Genomic DNA, 23,221 nt, shown 5'->3' on the forward strand with positions numbered 1-23,221 from the left:
GTTATGCAAAAACAAATGCGTTTGTTTTTTCTGGTGGGCTTAGCCTTGTTGTTAGCAGCTTGCGCCAGTACCCAAACCAAGTCTGGAAAAATCTCTGATTATTCTTCGGTGCGGGTATCGGGCAGTGTGAGTCGGGACTTTGAGCGATCCCTGGAATATCTTGCCGAGCAGGATTATGCGAGTGCTATTGAACTTCTGCAGTCAGTGGTGGAGCGCGAGCAGCGCCTTCCGGCACCCTATATCAATCTGGGTATTGCCCACTACAAAAGTGGCAATGAGGCAAAAGCGGAAGAGGCTTTTTTAAAGGCATTGGCGCTGGACGAAAAGCATCCGGTGGCAACTAATGAACTGGCCGTTCTCTACCGAAAGCAAGGGCGCTTTGCCGAGGCGCGAAAAATATATGTGAATGCTTTGGCAGAAAATCCAGAATATCTACCTTTGATAAAAAATCTGGGCATATTGTGTGATCTGTATCTGCAAGATCTCCAGTGTGCTCTGGCACAATTCGAACAATATGTTCAATTGGAACCAGAGGACCGGGATGTCACTATCTGGTTAGCTGATATTCAACGGAGGGCTGGTAAATGATCAAACTTCGTTGGGCTTTGCCATTCGTGGCCAGCTTTATGGTTTTTCCTTATGCCTTGGCTCAGTCTGAGGGAGAGGAGAAAAAAGAATCCACCGATAAAAAGGTGGATTCAAAAATTAAGGAGTTGTCGGGTATTTCTATTATCGGTAACAAGGAAGCCCCTAAGTCTCTCTATATTGTCCCCTGGAAAAGTTCCGAAGTGGGTGTCGAAAGCGACCTTGTCTCCAGCTTGATGGACGACAAACTCAAACCGCTTGACAAGGAAGTTTTCATGCGTGAGTTGGAGTTCTATCAACTCAGCCTGTCCGGCGATTAACGCCATATTGATTCTGGCTGTCGCCGGAGTAGCACCAAGTTTTAGCTGTATTTCTCAAGAGGGTTTGTAATGGACTTTTTCAATAACGTCATCGAGTTTTTCCAGACGGGCGGTACTTTCATGTACCCGATTCTCGTGGTTGCCGCACTGGGTGGTGCTGTGGCTATCGAGCGCTTTATCCGCCTGCATTTGGAGCGCCGCAGCAACCGCAATATGTGGGATAAGCTGCAGCCGGTATTAGCTTCGGGAGACTTCGATCGCGCTCGCAACCTGGTAAAACAGGACGAGTCCAGTGTGAGTAAATTACTGTCTATGGGGCTGGCCCGGCAGGGGGCTGTTCGCCGTCGTGAAGATATCGAAATCGCGATGGAAGAGAGCATGATGGAGATCACTCCACAGCTGGAAAAGCGCACCCCTTACGTCGCTTTGTTTTCCAATATCGCAACTTTGCTCGGGCTTCTGGGAACCATTATGGGTCTGATCGAAGCCTTTACAGCGGTAGCCAATGCTAACCCGGCAGAAAAGGCAGACCTGCTCTCCGCCAGTATTTCCGTGGCGATGAACACCACCGCCTTCGGTCTGATGACTGGTATCCCGTTGTTGATCGTCCACGCACTGCTGAACTCACTCACCGGTGAAATTATCGATAGCCTGGAGATGGTCTCAGTAAAAGCATCCAACCTGATTGATGGTGCAACTCGTCGCCGCTTTGAAGTGGAGCCCGCAAAATCCAAGCCGTCTAGTGAAAAAACTACACCAGCTAAAACCAATCCAGTAGCACAGCAAGCGGAAACTGCGTAATGAGAAGGCGGCGCCACGGGCGGGATAAAGAAGCTCCTGAGCTGGATATCACTGCTTTCTTGAATTTGATGGTGGTATTGGTGCCTTTTCTATTGGTATCGGCGGTATTTTCGCGGGTGACAATTCTCGAACTGAATATGCCGAGTGGTGCCGGTGGTGGAGCACCGGATGATCCCACGGTTACGGTGGAGGTGGTTGTGCGAGAGCAAGCCGTGGAAATCAGTGATGGTGAAAAGGTTATCGCACGTTTCCCCAACCTGAATATCGATGGCGAGGGTGAAAATGCTCCTATTGAGACTCCCGTTTTAGCAGATACAGAACAGACTGAGATTCTCGCTGTGCTGCCCACAGCAGAGGTGTATGACCTAAAGAAGCTCACGCAGTTTTTGTTGGAAGTTAAGGCCAGTTATCCGGAAAAAACTGATTCCATCATCCTGATGGAGCCCACAATCGCCTATGAGCATTTGGTGGGCATTATGGATACTGTGCGCGGAGCTGAAGTGCGGGTTGAGGGGAGTGATCCCAGTGATCTGGATGCGGTGGAAAAGGTGGTTTTATTTCCTGATATTTCCATAGGAGATGCGCCATGAGAAATGAAAGCCGACGCATGAAGCGTATGGCGCGAAGCCACAAGCGCAAGAAAACCTCAGGTATGAACCTGACTTCCCTGATGGATGTTTTTACGATCCTGGTGTTTTTCCTGCTGACTAATACCTCCAGCAATGAAGCGCTGGAGCCTCCCAAGGTGATTACCTTGCCGGACTCAGTGGTGGAGACCAAGCCCCGGGAAACGGTGACCTTGATGGTGACCAATGATGAAATCCTGGTGGAGTCCAACTCGATAATTGCCACCTCCGAAGTGTTGGAAAGCGAGGAAACCATTATTGCGGCCATTAAGGAAGCGATGGTTGCAGAGCTGGCCAAGGCAATTGGAGTTGCACAGGCCTCGGCAGATTCAGGTGAGGGTGATGTCGAGGCGGGGCAGGATCCAGAACCACCGGAGGTCAATATTCTCGCGGACAGAGGCATTCCGTTCAGTTTGCTGAAAAAGGTGATGTCCAGCTGTACAGACGCTGGCTATACCAAAGTTTCACTGGCGGTTATTCAGAAAGCATCTCAGGGTTAATGGAAGTTTGTGAGTAATTTTCTTCAACAACAGCGGGCGGTAGGTGAGGCGCTTGAGGCGGTTCACCATCGCATGCAGCTGCTCGAGGATGAGCGGCACCAGATCGAAGAGAAGCTGGCTGGATTGCAGGACCAGGGGTCCAAGTACCAGTTGCTCGACGAGATTTCCGAACGTCTGCGCAAGCTTGAAGAAGCGGGCGCGGGAGAAATGTTCTGGGCGGAAGATTACCGGGAGAATGCTTCTGCGCAGGTTATCGAGCGGATCGGGCAGTCGACGCGCAGTTTCAATCAGAGCCTGGAGCAGCTGCGCGATGAGCGCAGTGCTATACAGAACAGCATAAGCGAGTGCCAGGAAGAGGTATTTGCGCTGGATGAGCGCGCGGATGAGCTGCGCCGCGAGGAGGAAGAGTCAAAGTTCGAGTTCGAGATAACACGGGAATTCGAACAGCCCAAGTTCCGCCCTATGGTGATGCCATGGCACAAGCAGGGCGAGGACGAAAAGCGTTTTCGCCGCTGTGTCTTTGCCTCACTGTTTATCGCCGCCTTGCTGGGCTACCTGATTCCTCTGTATACGGTGCCCCAGCCCGAGTCTCAAATAGTGGAAATTCCCGAGCGTTTGGCCAAGCTGGTTCTTGAGAAGAAAACCAAGCCCAAGCCACCGCCGGAGCCAGAAAAAGCCAAGCCTAAGAAAGAGGAGAAAAAACCGGAGAAGAAGCCTGAGCAGAAAGTGGCCAAGCAGGACCCGAAACCCTCCAAGACGGAGAAAAAGCAGGCGCGTAAAAAAGCTGAGCGATCCGGTGTTCTCGCCTTTAAGGATAATTTCCAGGACCTGATACAGGATGATCTGGATAACCGCCTCGGCCAGCAAACCCAGCTGAGCACAGCCGGTAAAAAAGAGAACCGCAGTCAGCGCTCACTGATCATCGCAGCATCTACCGCGGGAAGTGGTGGTATCAATACGGCAGAGTTGAGTCGCAATGTGGGTGGATCTGGTTCGGACTTGGGTGGCGTTGCCTTTGCACGAGTGGAAAGTTCTATCGGTACTGAAGGTGACTTTGCCGGCGAGGACCGTCCTCTCAGTGATGGTGCTGGACCGTCGCGGACAGATGAGGAAATCCAGATTGTTTTCGATCGCTACAAAGCCACCTTGTATCGTATCTACAATCGTGAGCTTCGTAATAATCCCGCGCTGCAAGGTAAGATGGTGTTGAAGATTACTATTGAACCCAGCGGATCGGTTTCTGCCGTGAGTGTAGATTCCAGTGATGTGGATTCGCCGTCGCTCAATGCAAAAATTGTGGCTAGGGTCAAACGATTTAACTTTGGTGAAAAGGCCGGAGTGCCGACCATTACCATTCTTTATCCGATTGACTTCTTCCCACCAACCTAGGCTGATAATTGGCCGGAGCCCACTGAATAGTGGGTTCCGGTCGTTTCAAACTGATGAAATTTTCGTCATACCTATTCAGTTATTATTTGTCCGTTCTGAACTAAATTTTCCCTCACAGAGGGCCCGCCTGAGAACCACTTGGCAATCCCTACAAAAGTTCCACTTGCTAGATGGCTAATTATGACTTGTTTCACGGCTACCTAAGTGGGTTGTAATTAAAGTTCGCCCACCGTGGAGTGTCTGGTGTAAATGCCCGATTTATCTCCAAATATCTGTATTAGAAAGTGGCGGCCGTTAAGTGATAATAAAGTCGGAATTTGTTGAGCAAAAATCCTGCAAGTCTGTGATTGTTGGATTTTTATTGGTCTGTGCGGCGATCCTATTAGCTGCACCGCAGGCATTTGCTCAATCTAGCTGTCCTTCTATTACCGATGATCCTGCAGGGTTCAATATTCTCAGTCACCGCTCCGGCCAAAGTTGGTGCGTTTTATGTGGTGATGGACAGGTAACCATCGAAGTTGATGTGCCCAGTATTTTCAGTGGCCTATCAGGTACTCAGTCCATTCAGAATATCGTTATTAGGGAGAACCTCGGGTCCTCCGGTCTCGAGTATGTGACTGGCTCTACTTCAGTGAGTTCCGGGGTTGTTCTGGGTGAACCCACTATTAGTGGTACCACAATAACTTGGGATCAAAATGACCTGTCGGCACTCGCTGAGCGCGACGAAAATACTACCTTGACGATTACCTTTAATGTGCGCAGTCAGGATGACGAAGAGGAAGAGCTGGTTCTTAAGAATCGCACCTTAAATGCTACCGCAACTTTTGATTACTGCAGTTACCCCACCACTACAGATACTCACAGCATGGAGTTGGCGATCCGTGAGCCGGAACCCTCCATGGACAAGCGGGGCCGTAATATTGATGCGGCGCAAACGAACTACACCAATAATGTCTATGGCAATATTGAAGATGATGTGATCTGGCGTATTCGTATCTCCAATGATGGTGACGCGGATATGCAGGATGCGCGTTTTGATGATTTGATGTCCAATCCCAACATGGATATCAATTACGCTTGTTCGAGTGAAAGTGCCGCTGAAGCTGTTGCCAATAATAATGGTGTTGCGCCCGGTGGCAGTAGCTGTGTTTCCGCAAGTAATTCTATTAATAACTTTGAGCTGGATGGTAACTTTTCCAGTGGCTCAGGGCGCACTGACGTTCCGTCTGGTGGCAACCTGGATATTTATTTAGTAGGTAAAGTAAATACTTCCTGTAGCAATGGCACTAATACAGTGTCAGATTTACAGTGGGGTTGTGAGATTGATGGTGATACGGGTGTGGGCGGTATTTCAAGCCCTGCAGAAGCCTCAGCTCCGGGCTCTGATACTTCGGCAATGCGTGTTGAGGTTTTATCAGACCTCACTATTACCCAGGAGATTACTGGTACCAACTTGAATCAACCGCTCGGTGCTTCCGGTTACGTTACTATAACCGTAAATAACCGGACAGGTGGCTCGGTAAGAGATATCCAGTTTGTCAGCGATCTGCCCGACGAATATGTGGTTGATACCACCTTTACACCGGAAATTACCCGCGAGCGTCGCGGTATTGATAGCCATAGCGCTAACTACGGCTCAGACTATGACGGCAAAGTTGATACTCTGGAATGGCGTGTGGGCTCTAACTGGAATCAATGGGATACGGATCCACTTAATAACAACCAACCGGAATTCCGCTTGTTGAGTAGTACAGTTCACTCGGTATACTCAGACCAAGAGCACATGATGCGACATGGAGATGAAATTCAAATTCGTTTCCGCATCGTTACGATTGAGTCCGACTTCTATGACCTGGATGCGGACCTGGATGTAGAGGAAGAGTCTTCCACCACCAGTACTGATCCTAATAGTAATATCGCTCTGGCAAACAATGTTCTCACTATTGATTACGAGGACTTTTGTTCTTCAACCAGCCCTGCTACTCAGGTAGATACGGAATCAGTTACGCCCGATCCCGAAGACCTGGATGTTAGTACTGTTCACCCCCTCTATATTGTTCGCGATAGTGGCACTTCAGAACTAACAGTGGATATCACCAATAATGGTGGCCACGATGCGAATGATTATTCAGTGTATGTCACCTTCGGTGAGGCGATGAGGGTATTGTCTAACGACCGCAGCTGTACGGCGTTGGGCAATCCGAATGTAGGCACTGTACCTCAGCATCCTGTATGGAACCAGCCGGATTACTTGCCAGATTCCTCAACAGTGTATCGCTGTGACAGTGGTGATCTTGGTGGTGAAATTGGACCCGGTGATACAGAGCGGGTGATTTTTGTGGTTGAAAAGAATCACTCGGCCACCGATGACGACCTGACTTTCCGCGCGGATGTGGTCGGTGAGATCACTTTGAATGATGGTACACCTCTGTACTTTCCGAGCCCTGCCGTAATTCCCGAGACAACACCAAGCTTGCAGCTGGCCAACAACTACACCCTTGATGGTATGCGCGCGCGGGTAATGGGTTTTAACCTGGTCAAGGACCGTTCCGATGAATGTACCGAGCTGACCAGCGAAACTGCTTTTCCAAATAGCAGTGTATTGATTGGTGAAGAGTGTAGTTTTGAAATTCAAGCCGGTGGTTGGTTTGGATTCGATACACCGGGATTTACTTTGATTGAAGTGAAGGATATTGATGTTATCGATGACCTTCCCGACGGCCAGGGTTATATTGCGGATTCACCGCTAAATTGTTCAGACGTTAGCCTTCCTGATCCCACCTCTCAGGCAAATTGTGTGGTTATTTTGAGCAGTGATATTGTTGAGGGCGGTGGTCTAAATAATTCTCTGAGCGAAACAGACTTACAGTGGGATATTACTACCAATATTACTGCGAAAGATCGCTGGTTCCTTGCGGATATGACAACCCGCTTGCTGAATGACCCAGTGGATACAGAAAACACTGATCCGAACCAACACGCAAATGACAGTATCGATTACGCCCGCGCCCAGTTTGCTGCGGTTTTTGATACTGAAACGATTATCGTAGATAACTACAATACCAGTGGAACCCTGACCAATATTGATGGTGTTCCAACCACGGTCCCTGGTTTTCCGGATATCACCGAGTGGTCGGAATCTGTCACTGTTACTGAACCCTCGATAGAAGTCGACAAAAAGGTCTGTAACGAAAATCTCTACGGCACTGGAACAAGCTGTAGCAATTTTGTGGATTTTACTGATGAAGGACACCGGGACCAGACTTATATCTTCCGTCTCACGGTTACCAACCGGGCTGCGGATAGCGGTGTTGATCGCGCTCCTGCATACGATGTTGTAGTAACTGATACCCTGGATTCTTCCGGCCAGATGTGTGTGCAGGCAATGGATTCCGATAGCCTGGATAACGATGCTGATGGCAGTTCGGAAACTGTCAGTGGCGATGATGGCTTGGTGGGAATTACCTCCGGTGCAAATAACTATTCAGAAGCTACCCACTGTAGTGATAGTGGTACTCCGGCTATTATTACTTTTTCCTATGAGCATTCCACTGCCCTTGAGCGAATTAACCCGGGTGACTCCGTAACCCTGTATTACCGTGTGAAACCACACCAGTCAGTGGCACCACTACAGCTATTTACCAATACTTTCTTTGCTCGCTATGACAGCTTGGAAGGCGATTTTGGTAATCAGACTTCCCCGCAAATTGACAGTGACACGGACAATGATGGTGTCGGTGATGGCGCTCCCGAAGCAGGACGTGCTCGTCACTACCAGTCTGGCAATGCCGAAGCGCAGATGCAGATTATTGAGGTGAAGGCGGAGCCGAAGAAAGCCCTTGAGTTTTCCAACGGCACGGCCAGTGGAACCAGCAGTGATACAGCGGTTGTCGGTGAAGAGGTACGTTACGAACTGATAGCACAGATTCCGGCTGCGAAACTGCGAGACTTTGTGATTCGTGATGAGTTGCCGGCAGGTATGCGCTGTATCGAAGGGGAAACTATCGATTTAAGTGCCTCCCCTTATGATGCCGCTGGCTTTGTACCGGGAGGTACTTTTAATGCTACCTGTACCAGCACGGGTACTGCAGATTACGTTGAGTGGGATTTTGGTGATCAGGAACTCACCACCGTATCCGGTAGCCTGTTTGATTTTCCGGTAGAGTTTATTGCCCGTATTGAAAACAGCAGTAACACCAATGACGGTGATGTTTTGGGTAATGGCGGCAGCTATACCACTGCGCAAGTTACCTATGTGGATGAGTCCGGTGCGGCGGTGGCGGTGCCATTTGATGCCCATGAAATAACAGTATTCGAGCCGCAAATACAGCTGACCAAATCCTTTGCTGTTACCAATAGTGATGCTGACGATATTTTGACAGTCACGGTTACAGCAGAAAATATTGGCAGTGCCGATGCCTACAACTTGCAGGTGCTCGACGATCTCACCGGTAGCAATCTTATTTACCTGGGCAATGTGGGCGGCAACGATCCCCCCAATAATGTTGATGTCACTACGGTGGGCACCAATGCCCCCATATTTAGCTGGAATCGCAGTAATAGCGATTACACTATTGCGGTTGGCGATACAAAAATATTCACTTTTGAAGTCCAGGTAGAGCAGGGCGTTGAGCCCCATGAAATTCTGGACAACACCGTTGAAGCCCGCTGGCAGTCCCTGCCGGGCTCGGATGTTGCACTTAACAGTGGCAATTCTATTGGCATTGATGGTACCGCTGATGGCATGCGTATTGGTGTTTTGCCCAATGTCGGCGATCCTATCAATGATTATGAAACCACTGCCAGTGCCCAGACTGAAGTACCTTCATTAGCGTTGACTAAAACGGATTTGGACACCTCGGTAGTCCCCACCGTCGGTGCCCATAAAGAATTCCAACTGGAGATTAGTTTGCCGGAAGGTATCAGTGAAAATGTAGTTATCACTGATCAGCTGGGTAGCCCTGAAGGTTATGTGCTCTCTCACAATACTGACTACGATATCACTTACGATTTTGTCGGTATTGAAACTATTAATGGCAGCGCGCCGTCTGAATCGGCCTTTAACAGTTTTCCGGGGGATAATACTTCTGGGAATGCTACCTGGGATATCGGCACCGTCGATACCAGTAGTGAAAATGACACGGTCGGAAGCAGTATTGCTCCGCTGATTCGAATTACCTATTTTGCCCGCATTGAAAATGATCTCGCCACTAATGATGGTGACAATCGCCAAAATAATGCGGCGCTTACTTACAGCAATGGGGAAAGTGGCAGCACAGAAAATATCAATGACAGCACAACCAGTATAACGGTAGTAGAACCGTTACTCGAGATTAGCAAGACAGTGACTAATGCCACCAATCCCGGCAATCTGCCGGTGGGTGGTGACGTGCTGGAATATGTTATTACTGTGGAGCATGATGCGGGCTCCAGTGCTGCAGCTTATGAGCTAAATTTAGTCGATACGCTGCCTTCAGAGTTGACCTTTGACAGCAGCTTTACACCCACCGCAGAAATAGGCGGTACCGCAGTATCCGGTTTTGTCGCCACACCAGCGGCAGCTCCTGCAGGTCCACTCGTATGGGGTCGTGACAATGGCGATAACAGTCTGGATTTAGCGCTGGGTCAAACTCTGGTGCTCACCTACCGAACCCAGGTTACAGGCGTTTTTGGTTCGCCTATCAGCAACAGTGTGATGCTGGACTGGACCTCTCTGGACGATGGCAGTATCAATGACCTGGCCTATGAGCGCGACGGTGCTGGATGCCCCAGTATTTCTGCACCTGATGATTACTGTGTTGGTCCTGCAGAAGCCAGTATCAATACGGTAGATAATACCAGCATTACAAAAGCAGTAATTGCCGATACAGATACCGCAACTGCAGTGGGTACCTTGCGTGTTGGCGATACTGTCACTTACCAGCTCACCCTAAATTTACAGGCGGGAACAACACCAGCGGTAACTCTTGATGATGCGCTGCCCAGTGGCTTGGAGTTTGACACTGTTGTCAGCGTAAACGGAGACACAGCTGCTCCCTACAGCGATAGTCTGAATGACTTTACCTATTCAGCGATTTCGGTTCCCACTGCCGGTGATACTGGCACGGTGACCTGGGATCTGGGGGATATCACCAGTAATTTCGGTAATACCAATAACTTTGTTATTGAGTACACCGCTAAAGTAGTGGCGGGTTCGGGAATCACCGCGCCTACCGCAACCCTGACCAATACGGCCCAGCTAAATTACACCGGTGCCGCCAGTACCTTGCAGGACAGCGCCGATATTACTGTATTGCAACCGGTGATCGACAATCTCACCAAGACAGATGCTACCTGGCCCAGCTCTCATATGAATGTGGACCCGGCCAACGATATTATGCAGTTTACCCTGCAGGCCTGTAACTCGGGTCTTGCCCCCGCCTACAACCTATCGCTAACTGACGATTTAGCGACGCAAATGGATGAGAGTTCCATTGCCAATCTCCAGGTGAGTCTCGACGGTACTGTACTGACACAGGGAGCAGATTACACCTATAGTGCGCCGGCAACACGCGGTGCTGATATGGGCTTCGATTTCCTGGTACCGGTCGAAGCGGGTACCTGTTTGGAAATCAGTTACCAGATCGGTTTCTATACAGATATTAGTGGCGGTGAAAGCTGGGTTAATACTTTTACCGTCGATGAATTTTGGTCGCTGGAAGCTAGCAATGGCGAACAGTACTCTGCAGTTACTTTGGGCACTCCCTATCCGATGGGCACTGTTGCGACCAGTGTGACTGCTCCGCAAAAAACACTGCAAACAGCGACTACTGCCGCTGTCGGTGACGAGGTCGTATACCAGATACAGGTCCCCGGTAGCGGCACCACCTCGGCCATTTACGATATTGAAATTTCCGATGTATTAGACCCCAGCTTAGAGCTGGTGCAATTGCAGGAAATTAATGGGCTTACTTACACCGATAATACCAGTGGCAATAATATCGATCTGGCAATCGATATTATCCCAGCCGGTACCGTGGCAATTTTTGAAGTTCGCGCCCGGGTTGCCAACAATGCCACAGCCCAGGCTGCTCACAGCTTTGAAAATGAGGTGACTTATTCTTATGCCGCGACTGATGGCGGCACTTCTCAGTCCGGAGGCACCGGCACTGCAGCGACACTCACCATCGTCGAGCCAGAGATAAGTGCAATTGCCTCTGTCGCAAATCAAACCAATCCCGGTAACGATCCGGATGCGGGCGATGTACTGCGTTTTACCCTGGACCTCAGTGCTGCGGGTAATGCGGAAAATTCTGCAGCTTACGATCTCTCAGTTAACGAGCTGTTATCCCTGGGGCTTGAGTTTGTACCGGGCACCGTGACTTTTGCCGGAGCCTCCCAGGCAGATCCCACCGTAACTGGTGACGGAATTACTACTGCGCAAAACCTGGTTTGGGATCGGGCCAATAGTGATCTGGATATCGCCGCAGGTGATAACAGTGAACTGGTCTTCGATGTGGTTGTACTCGATAGCGTACAGCCGGCGGCGGCGCTGTCCGCAACTGCCAGTGTGGAATGGACCAGTCTCGATGAAGATAACAGCAGTATTTATGAACGTAACGGTGCTGATGGCAGCGGCGGCCTGAATGATTACTTGCTGGAAAATATTGCTGCTCAGCTAGATGCTGCCAATGACAGCACAATTAGCAAAATTCGTTCAGATGACAGCTATGGTAGCGCTGACGAGCAATTGCGAGTGGGCGACCTGGTTGAATACCAGATTACCCTCTCCCTACCAGAGGGCACGGCCTCCAATGGGCTTATTGTCGATACTTTGCCCCAGGGAATGGTGTTTGTAAGCACTCTTTCAATTAATGGCCAGACTTCTGCTCCATTTACTGCTGCGGCGCCCTTTACCCACGCCGATATCGCAGAACCAGTGCAGTCTGGTGATCCTTCTACTGGTGCCACTACGGTTACCTGGAGCATTCCCGACCTGGTCAATACGGGTGATAACGATACCAGCAACGATGAATTTGTTGTGCGTTACCTTGTGCGGGTTCTCAATGAGGATTCCCACCCCTGGCCGGCAACGAATACTGCTCTGATCAATACCGCAGAGTTTGGCTTTGATGCTGCCACAGGAGCTGAAACCCGCAGTGATAGCGAAACACTGGATCTGTTACAGCCGGACCTCGCCGTAGCTATTAGCTCAACTCCCGCAGATGGCAGCACGCTTTCCGCCGGCGATACCATTGAATATACCGTTACGATAACCAACAACGGTTCTTCACCAGCCTATGATCCGGTATTCCGCGATGTGATTCCTTTAGGTCTGCGCCAAGGGGGTGTCGGTGTCCAATCCCTTACAGTAAATGGTGCCGCAGCAACAGTGGTTGCGCCTACTTTCGATAGCAGTACTGGCGAAGCCTTTTGGGATTTTGCCGCAGGTACGGGTTACGGAATCAACGCTGGTGAGTCCATGGAAATGGTATATCGCGTTGAAGCGGATTCTAATTTGGGGGCTGGACTTAGCCTGCAAAATGCGGCCTATGTTGAAGTTTATTATTCGCTTGATGATAACGATTTGCCGTCTCTGAATTCCGTGGTGGTCACTGACGATTTACGCGAGGATTATGGCCCGACTTCTCCAGTGAGTGTCCAATTTAATACTCCTAATGCCGCGCCACTGTTGATTGAAGTTACCCAATTAACAGCCTCCATTGGCGAGCCGTTTAACTATCGCATTACCATCCCGGAAACGGTGCAGACCACAGCGCTTCACGATGTTACTGTGCTGATGGATCTGACTACGTCTGCTGCAGACCTGGAATTTGTCAGTGCCAGTAAAGTATCTGGCAGTGCATCTTTCACTCCGGAAAATAACGGCAGCTCCACCAGTCTCAGTATTGCAGATAGCACTAGCGGAATAGATGTGCCCGCCGGCGAGCAAGTCGTTATTGATGTAACACTGCGACTGCTGGATATGGACCCGCCGAATGTGGACGGTTTGAATTTTGCCGCCAGTGCCAGCTACAGCTACAACTACGATAATGATAATGCCCCTGCGGGGCAGGGTGCGGGTAGCGGCAATACTACGGCGGACATGACGGTAGTAGAGCCCACGGCTATTACCCTGACTAAAACTGGCCCCACCAGTGTCCAGTCCGGTGTAGGCGGTACCTTTACTTTAGATTTACACAATACCGGTACGGGCCCGGCCTGGGATATAAGTGTTACCGATATTTTGCCGGATAATAATCCCGGTGGAATGTGTGAAACGGCCCCGGCCAATTTCACCGCGCAAATTACTGACAGCGCCGGCACCACCACGGCCACCCTGACAGAAGGTTCCGACTTTAGCGCGGTATTCGATAACGCGACTTGTACCCTCACAATCACCTCCATTGGTTCAGTGGCAATACTGGATGCGGATTACCATCTGCTGATTGGTTACGATGCCTATCTGGATATAGATACTGTCGATGGGGATACGCTGACGAATATTGCCGGTGTTACTCAGTGGCACAGCTGGGATAGCAGCCTCACTGAGGTTCGCCAGTACACCCGTGCGGCGCCCACTGATGGCACTCCCGGTGTATTGGATCATGAGGATGCTTATTCGGTTAGCGCCTCTGTGCCGAAAGTAACTTTCTACAAGGCAGTTGAAAATATCAGCCGTGGAGAAAATCCGACCACTGCCGCCAGTCCCACGGAAGTTTTACGTTACACATTGACTCTGACCAATACGAGTGGTGTTGATGTGAGCGGAGTCGAGATTACCGATGATCTGGGTCGATTAAATAATTCTGCACTGTTTGAATCGGGCACTTTACAGTTGGTGAGTGCTCCGACTGGCAGTGACAGCAGTGCTATCGATGCTTCTGCCGGTACCTGGAATAGTGGCTATCTGGAAGTCAGTAATCTGGATCTTACGGCGAGTGGTACCGCGGGAGATTCTATCCAGATTGTTTATGAAGTTACCCTGGCAGCAGTTATTGATAGTGGGACCCAAGTCTTCAACCAGGCCCAGGTTCAGCTTCCCGGGCAATTACTGCAAGACAGTGATGATCCCAATATCAACGGCACTGATGATCCGGATACGGCGGGTGATGAAGATCCCACAGAAGTACTGATTGAGTCAGAGCCATTACTGGTGGTAGAAAAAACGTCGGCAGATATGACTGATGATGCTGATCTGCTGATGGTTGGCGACACCCTGCGATATACCATTACCGTGGAAAATATCGGCAATGAGAATGCGATCAATGTCCTGATAATGGACCAGGTTCCGGCTAATACGACCTATGTCAGCGGTTCTACCACCCTGAATGGTTCCACACTGTCAGACGTCAGTGGTACCTCTCCTCTGGCTGCAGGTATGAGCATTAACACCGATGGCGAAGCCGATGGTTTTATCGGCGCAACGGCCAATGGTGCAGCTGCAGTGGTCATCACCTTTGATGTCACCATTAATGATGTTAATGATGGCACCGTTATTTCAAACCAAGCGTTTGTAAATGGTGAAGGTGCGGGTAGCGGTACTTTTGATGAAGTGCCCTCCGATGACCCGAATACCGATGCTCCCAATGATCCAACGATCGATATTGTTGGCGATGTACCCCTGTTAATTGCCCACAAGACTGTGGAGATTGCCGAAGACTATATTTCCGCAGGAATTGTCGATCCGGGTGATGTACTTCGCTATACCATCGCAATCACCAATATGGGTGGTGTAGATGCTCTCGAAGTAGCGCTTACCGACCAGGTACCAAATGACACTACTTATGTTGCCGGCACCACCACTTTAAATGGTGAAGTGGTCGCGGATAACGGTGGTGGTAATTCACAGTTGGATTCTGCCCTACCGGTTTCATCCGATGACCTGACTCCGCCGCTACCAGGAGCCAATGAAGGCATTATTACCTCGGGTCAAACTGCCACTGTCACATTTGAGGTAATGGTGAATGCTGGCACTCCGACAGGCACAGTTATCAGCAACCAGGGTAGTGTCGAAGCAAATGAGTTGGCACTTACCCTGACCGATGCAGATGGCAACCCAGCCAATGGTGCACAGCCAACTGACGTTGTTGTGGGTGATGCCCAGTTGCTCTCCATTGTGAAAGAAGTTGCTGTTGTCGGTGGCGGTGCCGCAGAAGCGGGTGCGGTATTGGAATACCTGGTAACCGTCGAAAATATCAGCGGTGTCCCCGCAACTTATATTGAGATCACCGATGACCTGGCTATAGCCGGAGATGGAGTTCTTACCTATATTGCCGATTCGGCCATGCTCAACGGACAAGCCGACGGAATAACTGTTGTCGACACGCTGATCACTGCAGACTACGCCACAACCTACGGCAATTTGGAGCCGGGAGAAGTGGTTACGCTGCGCTTCCAAGCGCAGGTGTCGGAAAACCTGGATTATGGTTTTACCGTAGTGAATACCGCAGAAGTACAGTGGAATGATCCGGCTTCCAGCGCTCAGGCCAGCGTTGCTATCGATGTTGGAGGTACCCCGGGCATTGCCAATCTGGCCGGTTATCTGTGGCACGATGTGAATTTCAACAACAGCGCAGATACTGATGAACGCCTGCTGCTTAACTGGGCAGTAGACCTGTATTTCAATGATGAACTGATGGAAACAGTTCAGTCCGATGAAAATGGTTATTTCCAATTCCAGGGCCTGGTACCGAACAGTTATGGCGGACTCAGCTATGAGATGCGTTACAGCGCACCGGATGCCACTGATAACACGGCCTCATTGGGTAATCCGGTTTCTGATTTCACCAACGGCCCGCAATCGATTAGTGACATCTACGTGGAGTCGGGAGCAAACCCGCAGGACCTGAACTTGCCGTTGACGCCCAATGGTGTGGTTTATGATTCCATAACCCGCTCCGCCATTGAGGGTGCCACCCTCACTATGTTGAGGGTGAGTTCCGGTCAGGAGTTGCCGGCGCGCTGTTTTGATGATGAGAGGCAGCAGGGGCAGGTTACCCAGTCCGGGGGCTACTATAAGTTCGATATCAACTTTAGCGATGCGGCTTGTCCGTCCAACGTGGATTACCTGATCCAGGTAGATATCGCTGATGATGATTACACCGGTGGGGAATCACTGGTAATTCCCTCGCAGACAAACAGCGAAACCGCCGGTTTTGATGTGGCCGGTTGCCTGGGCAGCAACGCCGATATGGTTCGCGCTACTGCGAACCACTGCGAGGTGCAGGAATCGTCTGCTCATCCTTCCCTGGACGTGGAGGCACGGGACACGGCAACGGATTATTACCTGCGTATGACCCTGGATGACGGCCAGATTCCAGGGGAAAGCCAGCTGTTCAACAATCATGTCGCCATGGACCCGGAGTTGGAAGGGGCGCTATCTATCACCAAAACCGCGGCCATGCTCAACGTAACCCGCAGTCAGTTGGTTCCTTACACCATTACTTTTGGCAATACGCTGCCAATTCCACTAACAGATCTACAGCTAGTAGATTACTTCCCGGCAGGCTTCAAATATGTTGCGGGCTCGGCGCGCCTTGATGGAGAAGCGGTTGAGCCTGAAAGCGAAGGTCTGCAATTGAGGTGGTCAGGCCTGCGCGTGGAAGCGGAAGAAACCCGTGTATTGAAATTGCTATTGGTTGTGGGTTCCGGTGTGGGCGAGGGCAAATATGTGAACCGCGCCCGTATGTTTAATCAGCTCTCTGGACAGGCAGCCTCTGGTGAGGCCTCAGCCACTGTGCGCGTGGTGCCCGATCCCACCTTCGACTGTACCGATGTTATCGGCAAAGTGTTTGACGATAAAAATATGAATGGCTACCAGGATGAAGGCGAGGGTGGTTTGCCGGGTGCTCGAGTGGTGACTGCTACCGGCCTGAATGCTACTGCGGATTCCCACGGTCGATTCCATATTACCTGCGCAGTGGTGCCGAATGGGGATCGAGGTTCCAATTTTGTGCTCAAGCTCGACGATCGCAGCTTGCCAAGCGGGTATCGTCTCACCACTGAAAACCCGCGTGTGCTGCGAGCCACCCGAGGCAAGATGCTGAAGTTCAACTTTGGAGCCAGCTTGCACCGGGTAGTGCGCCTGGATATTGCCGAAGCGGTATTTGAACCGGGCACAACAGAATTGCGCCCGCAATGGCATTCCCGAATGGATTTATTGTTGGAAAAACTCAGTGAAGCTCCCTCTGTTTTACGCCTTGCCTATCTTGGGGAGAATGAAGATCCGGATCTGGTGGACGAGCGTCTGCAGGCAATTAAAGATCAGGTCGCCCAGGACTGGGAGAGCCGTGAAGGTGACTACGATTTGACCATAGAAACTGAAGTTTTCTGGCGCCGCGGAGCGCCTCCTGGTAAAGGAGGTTTGAAGTGATGTCCTTTGCAAAACGGAATCGTGACCGGCGAGCTTGCTCGATAAATACTGCCGCGAAGACGGCCCGCTTTTTCCCCCGGCGGGACTGCCGTCTCGCCACTGCGATCGCGTTGGCATTGACACTTCCAGCGCAGGCCCAGGAAGCGGATGCGAAAGTAGATGAGCCTAGTTGGTGGCAGGTTTGGCAAAATATTCCGAGCCTGAGTTCCGAAGAAAGTGAAACCCAATCTGAGCTTGAAGAGCAGTCGATAGGCAGTAATACAGAAGGTATGCTGCTGCGCGCACCTACAAATCAATGGTTGCAGGATGCGACTCAATTTGTTGCGCCGCTGGACCCGATTGTGGTGGAAGATTTTATCGATCCAATCCTGTTCTATGGCGTTGAGGATGAAATTCCTCTGGAGGCAGTGGAGTTACTGAGCCAGACCTTGAATGACTTGGGTGAGACGCCCAATTTTAAGTTGCACTTTATTGGCCATACAGATTCCGATCCCCTTACCGGGGAACAGGTAGCAGACTTTGCCAGCAAAGAAGAATTTACTTTGGCGCGGGCCCAGTTCGTGGCGGACTTCCTTCAAGAAGCCCTTGAACTGCCTGAGCAAATGATTGTTGTTGAAGGGCGTGGGGATATAGAACCCACAGCGGATAATATTACTACCGCAGGTCGAGAAGAGAATCGCCGAGTACAGGTAAAAGTAACCTATGACGCCCTGGATGAAAAAGCCATGGCGGACCGTGCCCGTGCGGAAGCATTGTTGCTCAACCGGGTGAAAGTATGCCGCCAGGAAACGGTGTGCAGGCTTACTTATGCCGCAGGCAGTGAACAGCGGGCACGCCTCAGAAACCTGGTGGCGCCACTGAGGATGGAGCCCGGGCAAACAGAATTACCGGAAGCCTTTATTCGCCGTATCCGCGAGGTTCGATCCAACCTTGCCGATAAAAACAATCTGGTTATTCACTTTATTGGTCATACCGACGCCCGCCCCCTGGATGTAGGTGAAAATCCGGAAGCCCAACAGAGAGCTTATCAGGAGCGATCCTATGGCGAAGCCCGCCGTGTCGCTCAGGCTCTGGGTTCTGCACTGAATTTGCCTTCGGCCATGGTCACCAGCAGTGGCAAGGGGGCAAGTCAACCAATAGCGGCCAATGATACGTCGAAAGGCCGAGCCCTCAACCGTCGGGTAGAAGTGGAATTTTGGTATGACGACCCATTGGAAGTTGCTACTGATTCTGTTCAGGCCTGTCCGGAAGCTGCCGCTGCGGAAACTCTCACCATTGCCTACGAGTCTGCCGGTGGAAAACTGTCGCCGATTCGTTTTGATAATGGCGATCCGATTATCAGTCAGGCACAGCTGACACAAATACGTGCGGCCATGGCTGAAATTTCCAATAAAGCGAATGTTCGTCTGAGCTTTATTGGCTACAGTGATAACCAGCGTATGGATCGCCGCGAAGCGATGGTTTACGGCGATGACCAGGGATTATCCGGTGCCCGCGCTCAGCGCGCTATGGCACAGGTGCAGGAATTACTGAATCTCGAAGATACCCAGGTGGAGTTTGAGGGGCGAGGCTACGTCCAATCTGCGGATGTAGTGAGCAATGGCTTTGAGCAGCGGGATGGCGCCAGGGTTGAGGTCGAGATCCTGTACGATGAACTGGCAATTCTTACTGAAAGTGATCGCTTGGAAATCGAGCGCATTAATCGTGAAGCCATAGCCAATAATCCCTACGCACTTAACTTAATGCGTATCACTGTCGATGGCAGCCCGGAATACGACCCCTATAAAAACTCGGCGGACTTACAGCGCTGTACTGATGTGGCCTTGCGAGAAGCGAATATTCAATTTCGCTTCGACAATAAAAAAATGCAACCGCGCCTGAATGTGACAGCGTGGCCCAATACGATCCGTTACGCAGATAACCCGGATACCGACCTGGCAGAGAACCGGGTATTTTTCAGTAGCTATACCAACTATCCCTCTTTTATTAAAAGCACCGAAGTGCGATTGTTCGAAGAGGGACAGTCTCTGCGCGATACACCTCTGGCAATTGTACCGCTGGATCACTTTGGCAAAGGGGAATGGAGTGCAGAATTTTCTGAATTCCAGGCGCCTTTAAAAAAATTACACTATGTACTGCGTGCCTATGACAACAAGGGCCGCTATGACGAGACCACGGAACAGACCCTGTGGTTGGTAGATCAAATTGAAGAGTCTGCAGAAAATGAAGATATCGGTAGGGAATTATTAGTAGGCTACGGCGAGAACCGCTTAGCGCAGCGGAACATCCCCCTGGATGGTAACAGTGTATTGGTCAATGGCACTCAGGTGCCGCCCGGGCACACCGTATGGTTAGCAGGCAATCCGGTACCGGTCGACAGTCAAGGTCAGTTTATCGCCGAGCAGATTTTTGAGCCGGGTATGCATACGGTTGAAGTGGCGATACTCGATGATGAGGGTAATGGCGAACTTTTCCTGCGGGATTTGGATTTTGCCAAAAACGACTGGTTTACTGTAGGTATTGCCGACCTCACCGTGGGTTACGATAAAACCAATGGCCCAGCGGCCCTGGTTACCGGTGATGAAACTCACTATGACAATTCAGTAAGCTACGATGGCCGTCTGGCGTTTTACACCAACGGCGGTTTCGGGGAAGGCTGGCGCTTGTCGGCCAGTGCAGATACCGAAGAGGGCCCGGTAGAGGATCTGTTTTCCAACTTTATGGAAAAGTCTCCCGATGCCTTGTTCCGCCGTCTGGATAGTGATTTGTATTACCCGACGTTTGGCGATGACTCCACCGTAGTTGAAGACGCCCCCACGTCAGGCAAGTTTTATGTGAAATTATCCAAGTACGATGACTACGGTCTCTGGGGTAATTTCAAAGCCAACTACGCGGATAATGAGCTCGCCCAAATTGACCGGACGCTCTACGGCGGCAGTGGTCACTTTGAAACCGATGCGATGACCAGCTTTGGTGAGAAGCGCTTTCAAATAGATGCCTTTGGAGCAGAGCCGGGAACCATTGCCGGGCGCGATGAGTATCGTGGAACCGGCGGTTCCCTGTATTACCTCCGCCACCAGGATATTTCCAGCGGCTCGGAAAGTTTACGAGTAGAAGTTCGGGATAAAGATTCCGGGCTGGTGCTCGCAGTTAAGACCCTTACCGCAGTAGTTGATTACGACATCGACTATATCCAAGGGCGTATCCTGCTTAACAGCCCCTTATCTTCTCTGGCAAATGATGAACTGCTCATTGAAGATGGAGCTTACAACGGCAATCCCCAATACCTGGTAGCACGCTACGAATATACTCCCGGTTTTGAAGAAATGGATACCCTGGCTGTCGGTGGGCGTGCCCACTACTGGTTGGGCGATCACGTCAAATTGGGCCTCAGCAGTATTCAGCAAGATGAAGATGAGAATGAAAGTTCCTTGCAGGGTATTGACCTGACTTTGCGTAAAAGCGCCAGTAGTTGGGTGAAAATTGAAATGGCCGATAGCGAGGGTAGCAATCTCGATAGCTTCAGTTCGCTCGATGGCGGCTACACCTTTGATGATGAAAGCCTGGATTCCACGGTTGCTGCCAGTGCAACCAAAGTGGAAGGCGTTTTACAGCTGGGAGATTTCTTCGAGAGTTTGCGTGGCTCTGGTAATTTCTACCATCAAGAGCGTGAAGCTGGTTTTTCCGGTCCAGGCCAATTTGTGGATGGCGATACCATCCAATATGGCGGTGGCGTTAACCTGCCGATCGGCGAAAGTTTTGATGTAAGAATCAAAGCCGATACCAAAGAGGAGGAGCAGGGGTTACAAACCAATGCCATGGACTTGATGCTCGGCTACCGCATTAATGATCACTGGCGACTCACCTCCGCAGTTCGCAATGATAGCCGTGAAGATGAATCCGAAGTTGTCGCCGCTACCCAGACAGAAGGGGATCGCACAGATGTTGCTGTCGAGGCGAGCTATGATTCCGGTGAGAGTTGGAGCGCCTTTGGTTTTGTTCAGAATACGATGGAAGTGACCGGTACCCGCGAAGAGAACAATCGCATCGGCCTCGGTGGCGCTTATCGGGTAAGTGACCGTTTGACAATGGACAGTGAAGTTTCCGGTGGTGATACTGGCACCGCTGCCCGACTCGGTACGGACTTTCTGGTGACTGACAGAACCAGCCTCTATATGAATTATGCGCTGGATAATGAGCGCAGCGATACCGGTGTGCGTGCACGCAAGGGCAATATGAGTACCGGCTTCCGCAGTCGCTATTCTGATACGCTAAATATTTACGGTGAGGAGCGCTACAGTCACGGTGATGTTTCCACTGGCCTGACCCACGCCCTGGGTATGGATCTGGCCCCCAATGACCGTTGGACCTATGGCACTACCCTGGAGGCGGGTACACTCGAAGACCCAGACACAGGAGCCAAGACCGAGCGCAATGCCATGGGCTTTAATGTGGGCTATGGTTTGGATGCTATACGCATCGCATCCGCGCTGGAATACCGTACGGATATATCGGAAACGGTATCGGGCGAAAATACCGTATCGGAAACCGAGCGTAATACCTGGCTATTAAAAAATACCTTCAACTACCAGTTCACTCCGGACTGGCGCTTGGTAGGCAAACTTAACTATTCAGACAGCAAGAGTTCGGAAGGTGAATTCTACGATGGTAAATTCACCGAAGCGGTAATGGGTTATGCCTACCGCCCGGTGAATAACGACCGCCTGAATACCCTGATGAAGTACACCTATTTCTATAATGTGCCGACTCAGGATCAGGTTATGGTTGAAAATACCTCCACTGAATTTATCCAGAAGAGTCATATCTTTTCGATAGACGCCAGTTACGATCTCAATCGACAGTGGACTTTGGGTGGCAAATACGCCTATCGTCTGGGCCAGTTGAGCATGGATACGGAAGACCCGGAGTTTTTCGATAGCCGTGCGAGTCTCTATGTACTGCGTGCCGATTGGCATTTTATCAAGCGCTGGGATCTCCTCCTGGAAGCTCGTCTGCTCGATCTACCTGATGCCCAGGATAGCAAGAGCGGCGCCTTAATCGGCTTGTATCGCCATGTTGGCGATCATCTTAAGCTGGGGGTGGGCTACAACTTTACCGACTTCTCTGATGACCTCACCCAGCTGGACTATGACAGTCATGGGGTGTTTATTAATATTATTGGTAAGTTGTGATGATTGGATTTTATATGATTCTTTCTCCCATAAAATTAAGGGGCCCGCTTTAATGGGCTTCTATTTTGATTATTTATGATTGTATCTTTTGTTAGGAACTGCTGATATTTAACTTAGTATTGATCCTATATGTGTTTTTATTTGCCTTTCTCTACTGTACCTATCTTTGGTAGCCCACTGTGGCTACCGGCCCCCTTTTAGCCTTTAGAGCGATTGAAGAGAAATAGCTTGCAACTGCTAAGGGTTTTTAAGTGGGTAGCTCGGGATGTCAACTATCAGTTCAGAGCCTGAATGTGATGACATATTTAATTGTCCGATGCTTTGGGTGAGTAAAGTAGAATTAGTATTTTTTATTAACTGATGGGTGTGATTCTTTATGTGAAATATGTCTGACGGAAATTGACAAATCTCTCCGTCAATAGTTGGCTTTTGCCAGTTAGGCGAGAAAAAATAT

General features: G+C 50.4%; 8 protein-coding genes. All 8 read left to right on the top strand.

Annotated features, from left to right (window positions below; all coding sequences use genetic code 11):
* Positions 1–3: 3 nt before the first annotated feature.
* Positions 4–588, top strand: coding sequence for a tetratricopeptide repeat protein (locus tag ACJJII_RS15110; protein WP_413662567.1), 585 nt, complete (start codon positions 4–6; stop codon positions 586–588).
* The gene (locus ACJJII_RS15115; RefSeq protein ID WP_238152012.1) at positions 585–905 is read left to right on the top strand and encodes a hypothetical protein; all 321 of its coding nucleotides are present in this window, start codon (positions 585–587) and stop codon (positions 903–905) included. The genes ACJJII_RS15110 and ACJJII_RS15115 overlap by 4 nt, the downstream gene beginning before the upstream one ends.
* A gap of 69 nt (positions 906–974) precedes the next feature.
* Complete coding sequence (locus ACJJII_RS15120; RefSeq protein ID WP_444897816.1) at positions 975–1,706, top strand: MotA/TolQ/ExbB proton channel family protein; 732 nt, start codon at positions 975–977, stop codon at positions 1,704–1,706.
* Positions 1,706–2,296, top strand: coding sequence for an ExbD/TolR family protein (locus ACJJII_RS15125; RefSeq protein ID WP_444916756.1), 591 nt, complete (start codon positions 1,706–1,708; stop codon positions 2,294–2,296). The genes ACJJII_RS15120 and ACJJII_RS15125 overlap by 1 nt, the downstream gene beginning before the upstream one ends.
* Positions 2,293–2,832 (top strand): ExbD/TolR family protein, encoded by a 540-nt coding sequence (locus ACJJII_RS15130; protein ID WP_444916757.1) that lies wholly within the window; start codon positions 2,293–2,295, stop codon positions 2,830–2,832. Before ACJJII_RS15125 ends, ACJJII_RS15130 begins: the two co-directional genes overlap by 4 nt.
* A gap of 9 nt (positions 2,833–2,841) precedes the next feature.
* On the top strand, positions 2,842–4,221 hold the full coding sequence (locus ACJJII_RS15135; protein WP_444916758.1) for an AgmX/PglI C-terminal domain-containing protein: 1,380 nt from the start codon (positions 2,842–2,844) through the stop codon (positions 4,219–4,221).
* 298 nt (positions 4,222–4,519) lie between these two features.
* Positions 4,520–17,575 carry an isopeptide-forming domain-containing fimbrial protein gene (locus tag ACJJII_RS15140; RefSeq protein ID WP_444916759.1) on the top strand — a complete coding sequence of 4,352 codons (13,056 nt, stop codon included), beginning with the start codon at positions 4,520–4,522 and terminating at the stop codon, positions 17,573–17,575.
* Complete coding sequence (locus ACJJII_RS15145; protein ID WP_444916760.1) at positions 17,575–22,767, top strand: OmpA family protein; 5,193 nt, start codon at positions 17,575–17,577, stop codon at positions 22,765–22,767. The genes ACJJII_RS15140 and ACJJII_RS15145 overlap by 1 nt, the downstream gene beginning before the upstream one ends.
* Positions 22,768–23,221: the final 454 nt, after the last annotated feature.

This window comes from Microbulbifer maximicatervae (SeqCode) (genome assembly GCF_052467825.1).

Excerpts from the sequence above, each read along its gene's own strand:
- ACJJII_RS15110 (WP_413662567.1), top strand. The coding sequence starts at position 4 with ATGCAAAAACAAATGCGTTTGTTTTTTCTGGTGGGCTTAGCCTTGTTG.
- ACJJII_RS15115 (WP_238152012.1), top strand. The coding sequence starts at position 585 with ATGATCAAACTTCGTTGGGCTTTGCCATTCGTGGCCAGCTTTATGGTT.
- ACJJII_RS15120 (WP_444897816.1), top strand. The coding sequence starts at position 975 with ATGGACTTTTTCAATAACGTCATCGAGTTTTTCCAGACGGGCGGTACT.
- ACJJII_RS15125 (WP_444916756.1), top strand. The coding sequence starts at position 1,706 with ATGAGAAGGCGGCGCCACGGGCGGGATAAAGAAGCTCCTGAGCTGGAT.
- ACJJII_RS15130 (WP_444916757.1), top strand. The coding sequence starts at position 2,293 with ATGAGAAATGAAAGCCGACGCATGAAGCGTATGGCGCGAAGCCACAAG.
- ACJJII_RS15145 (WP_444916760.1), top strand. The coding sequence starts at position 17,575 with ATGTCCTTTGCAAAACGGAATCGTGACCGGCGAGCTTGCTCGATAAAT.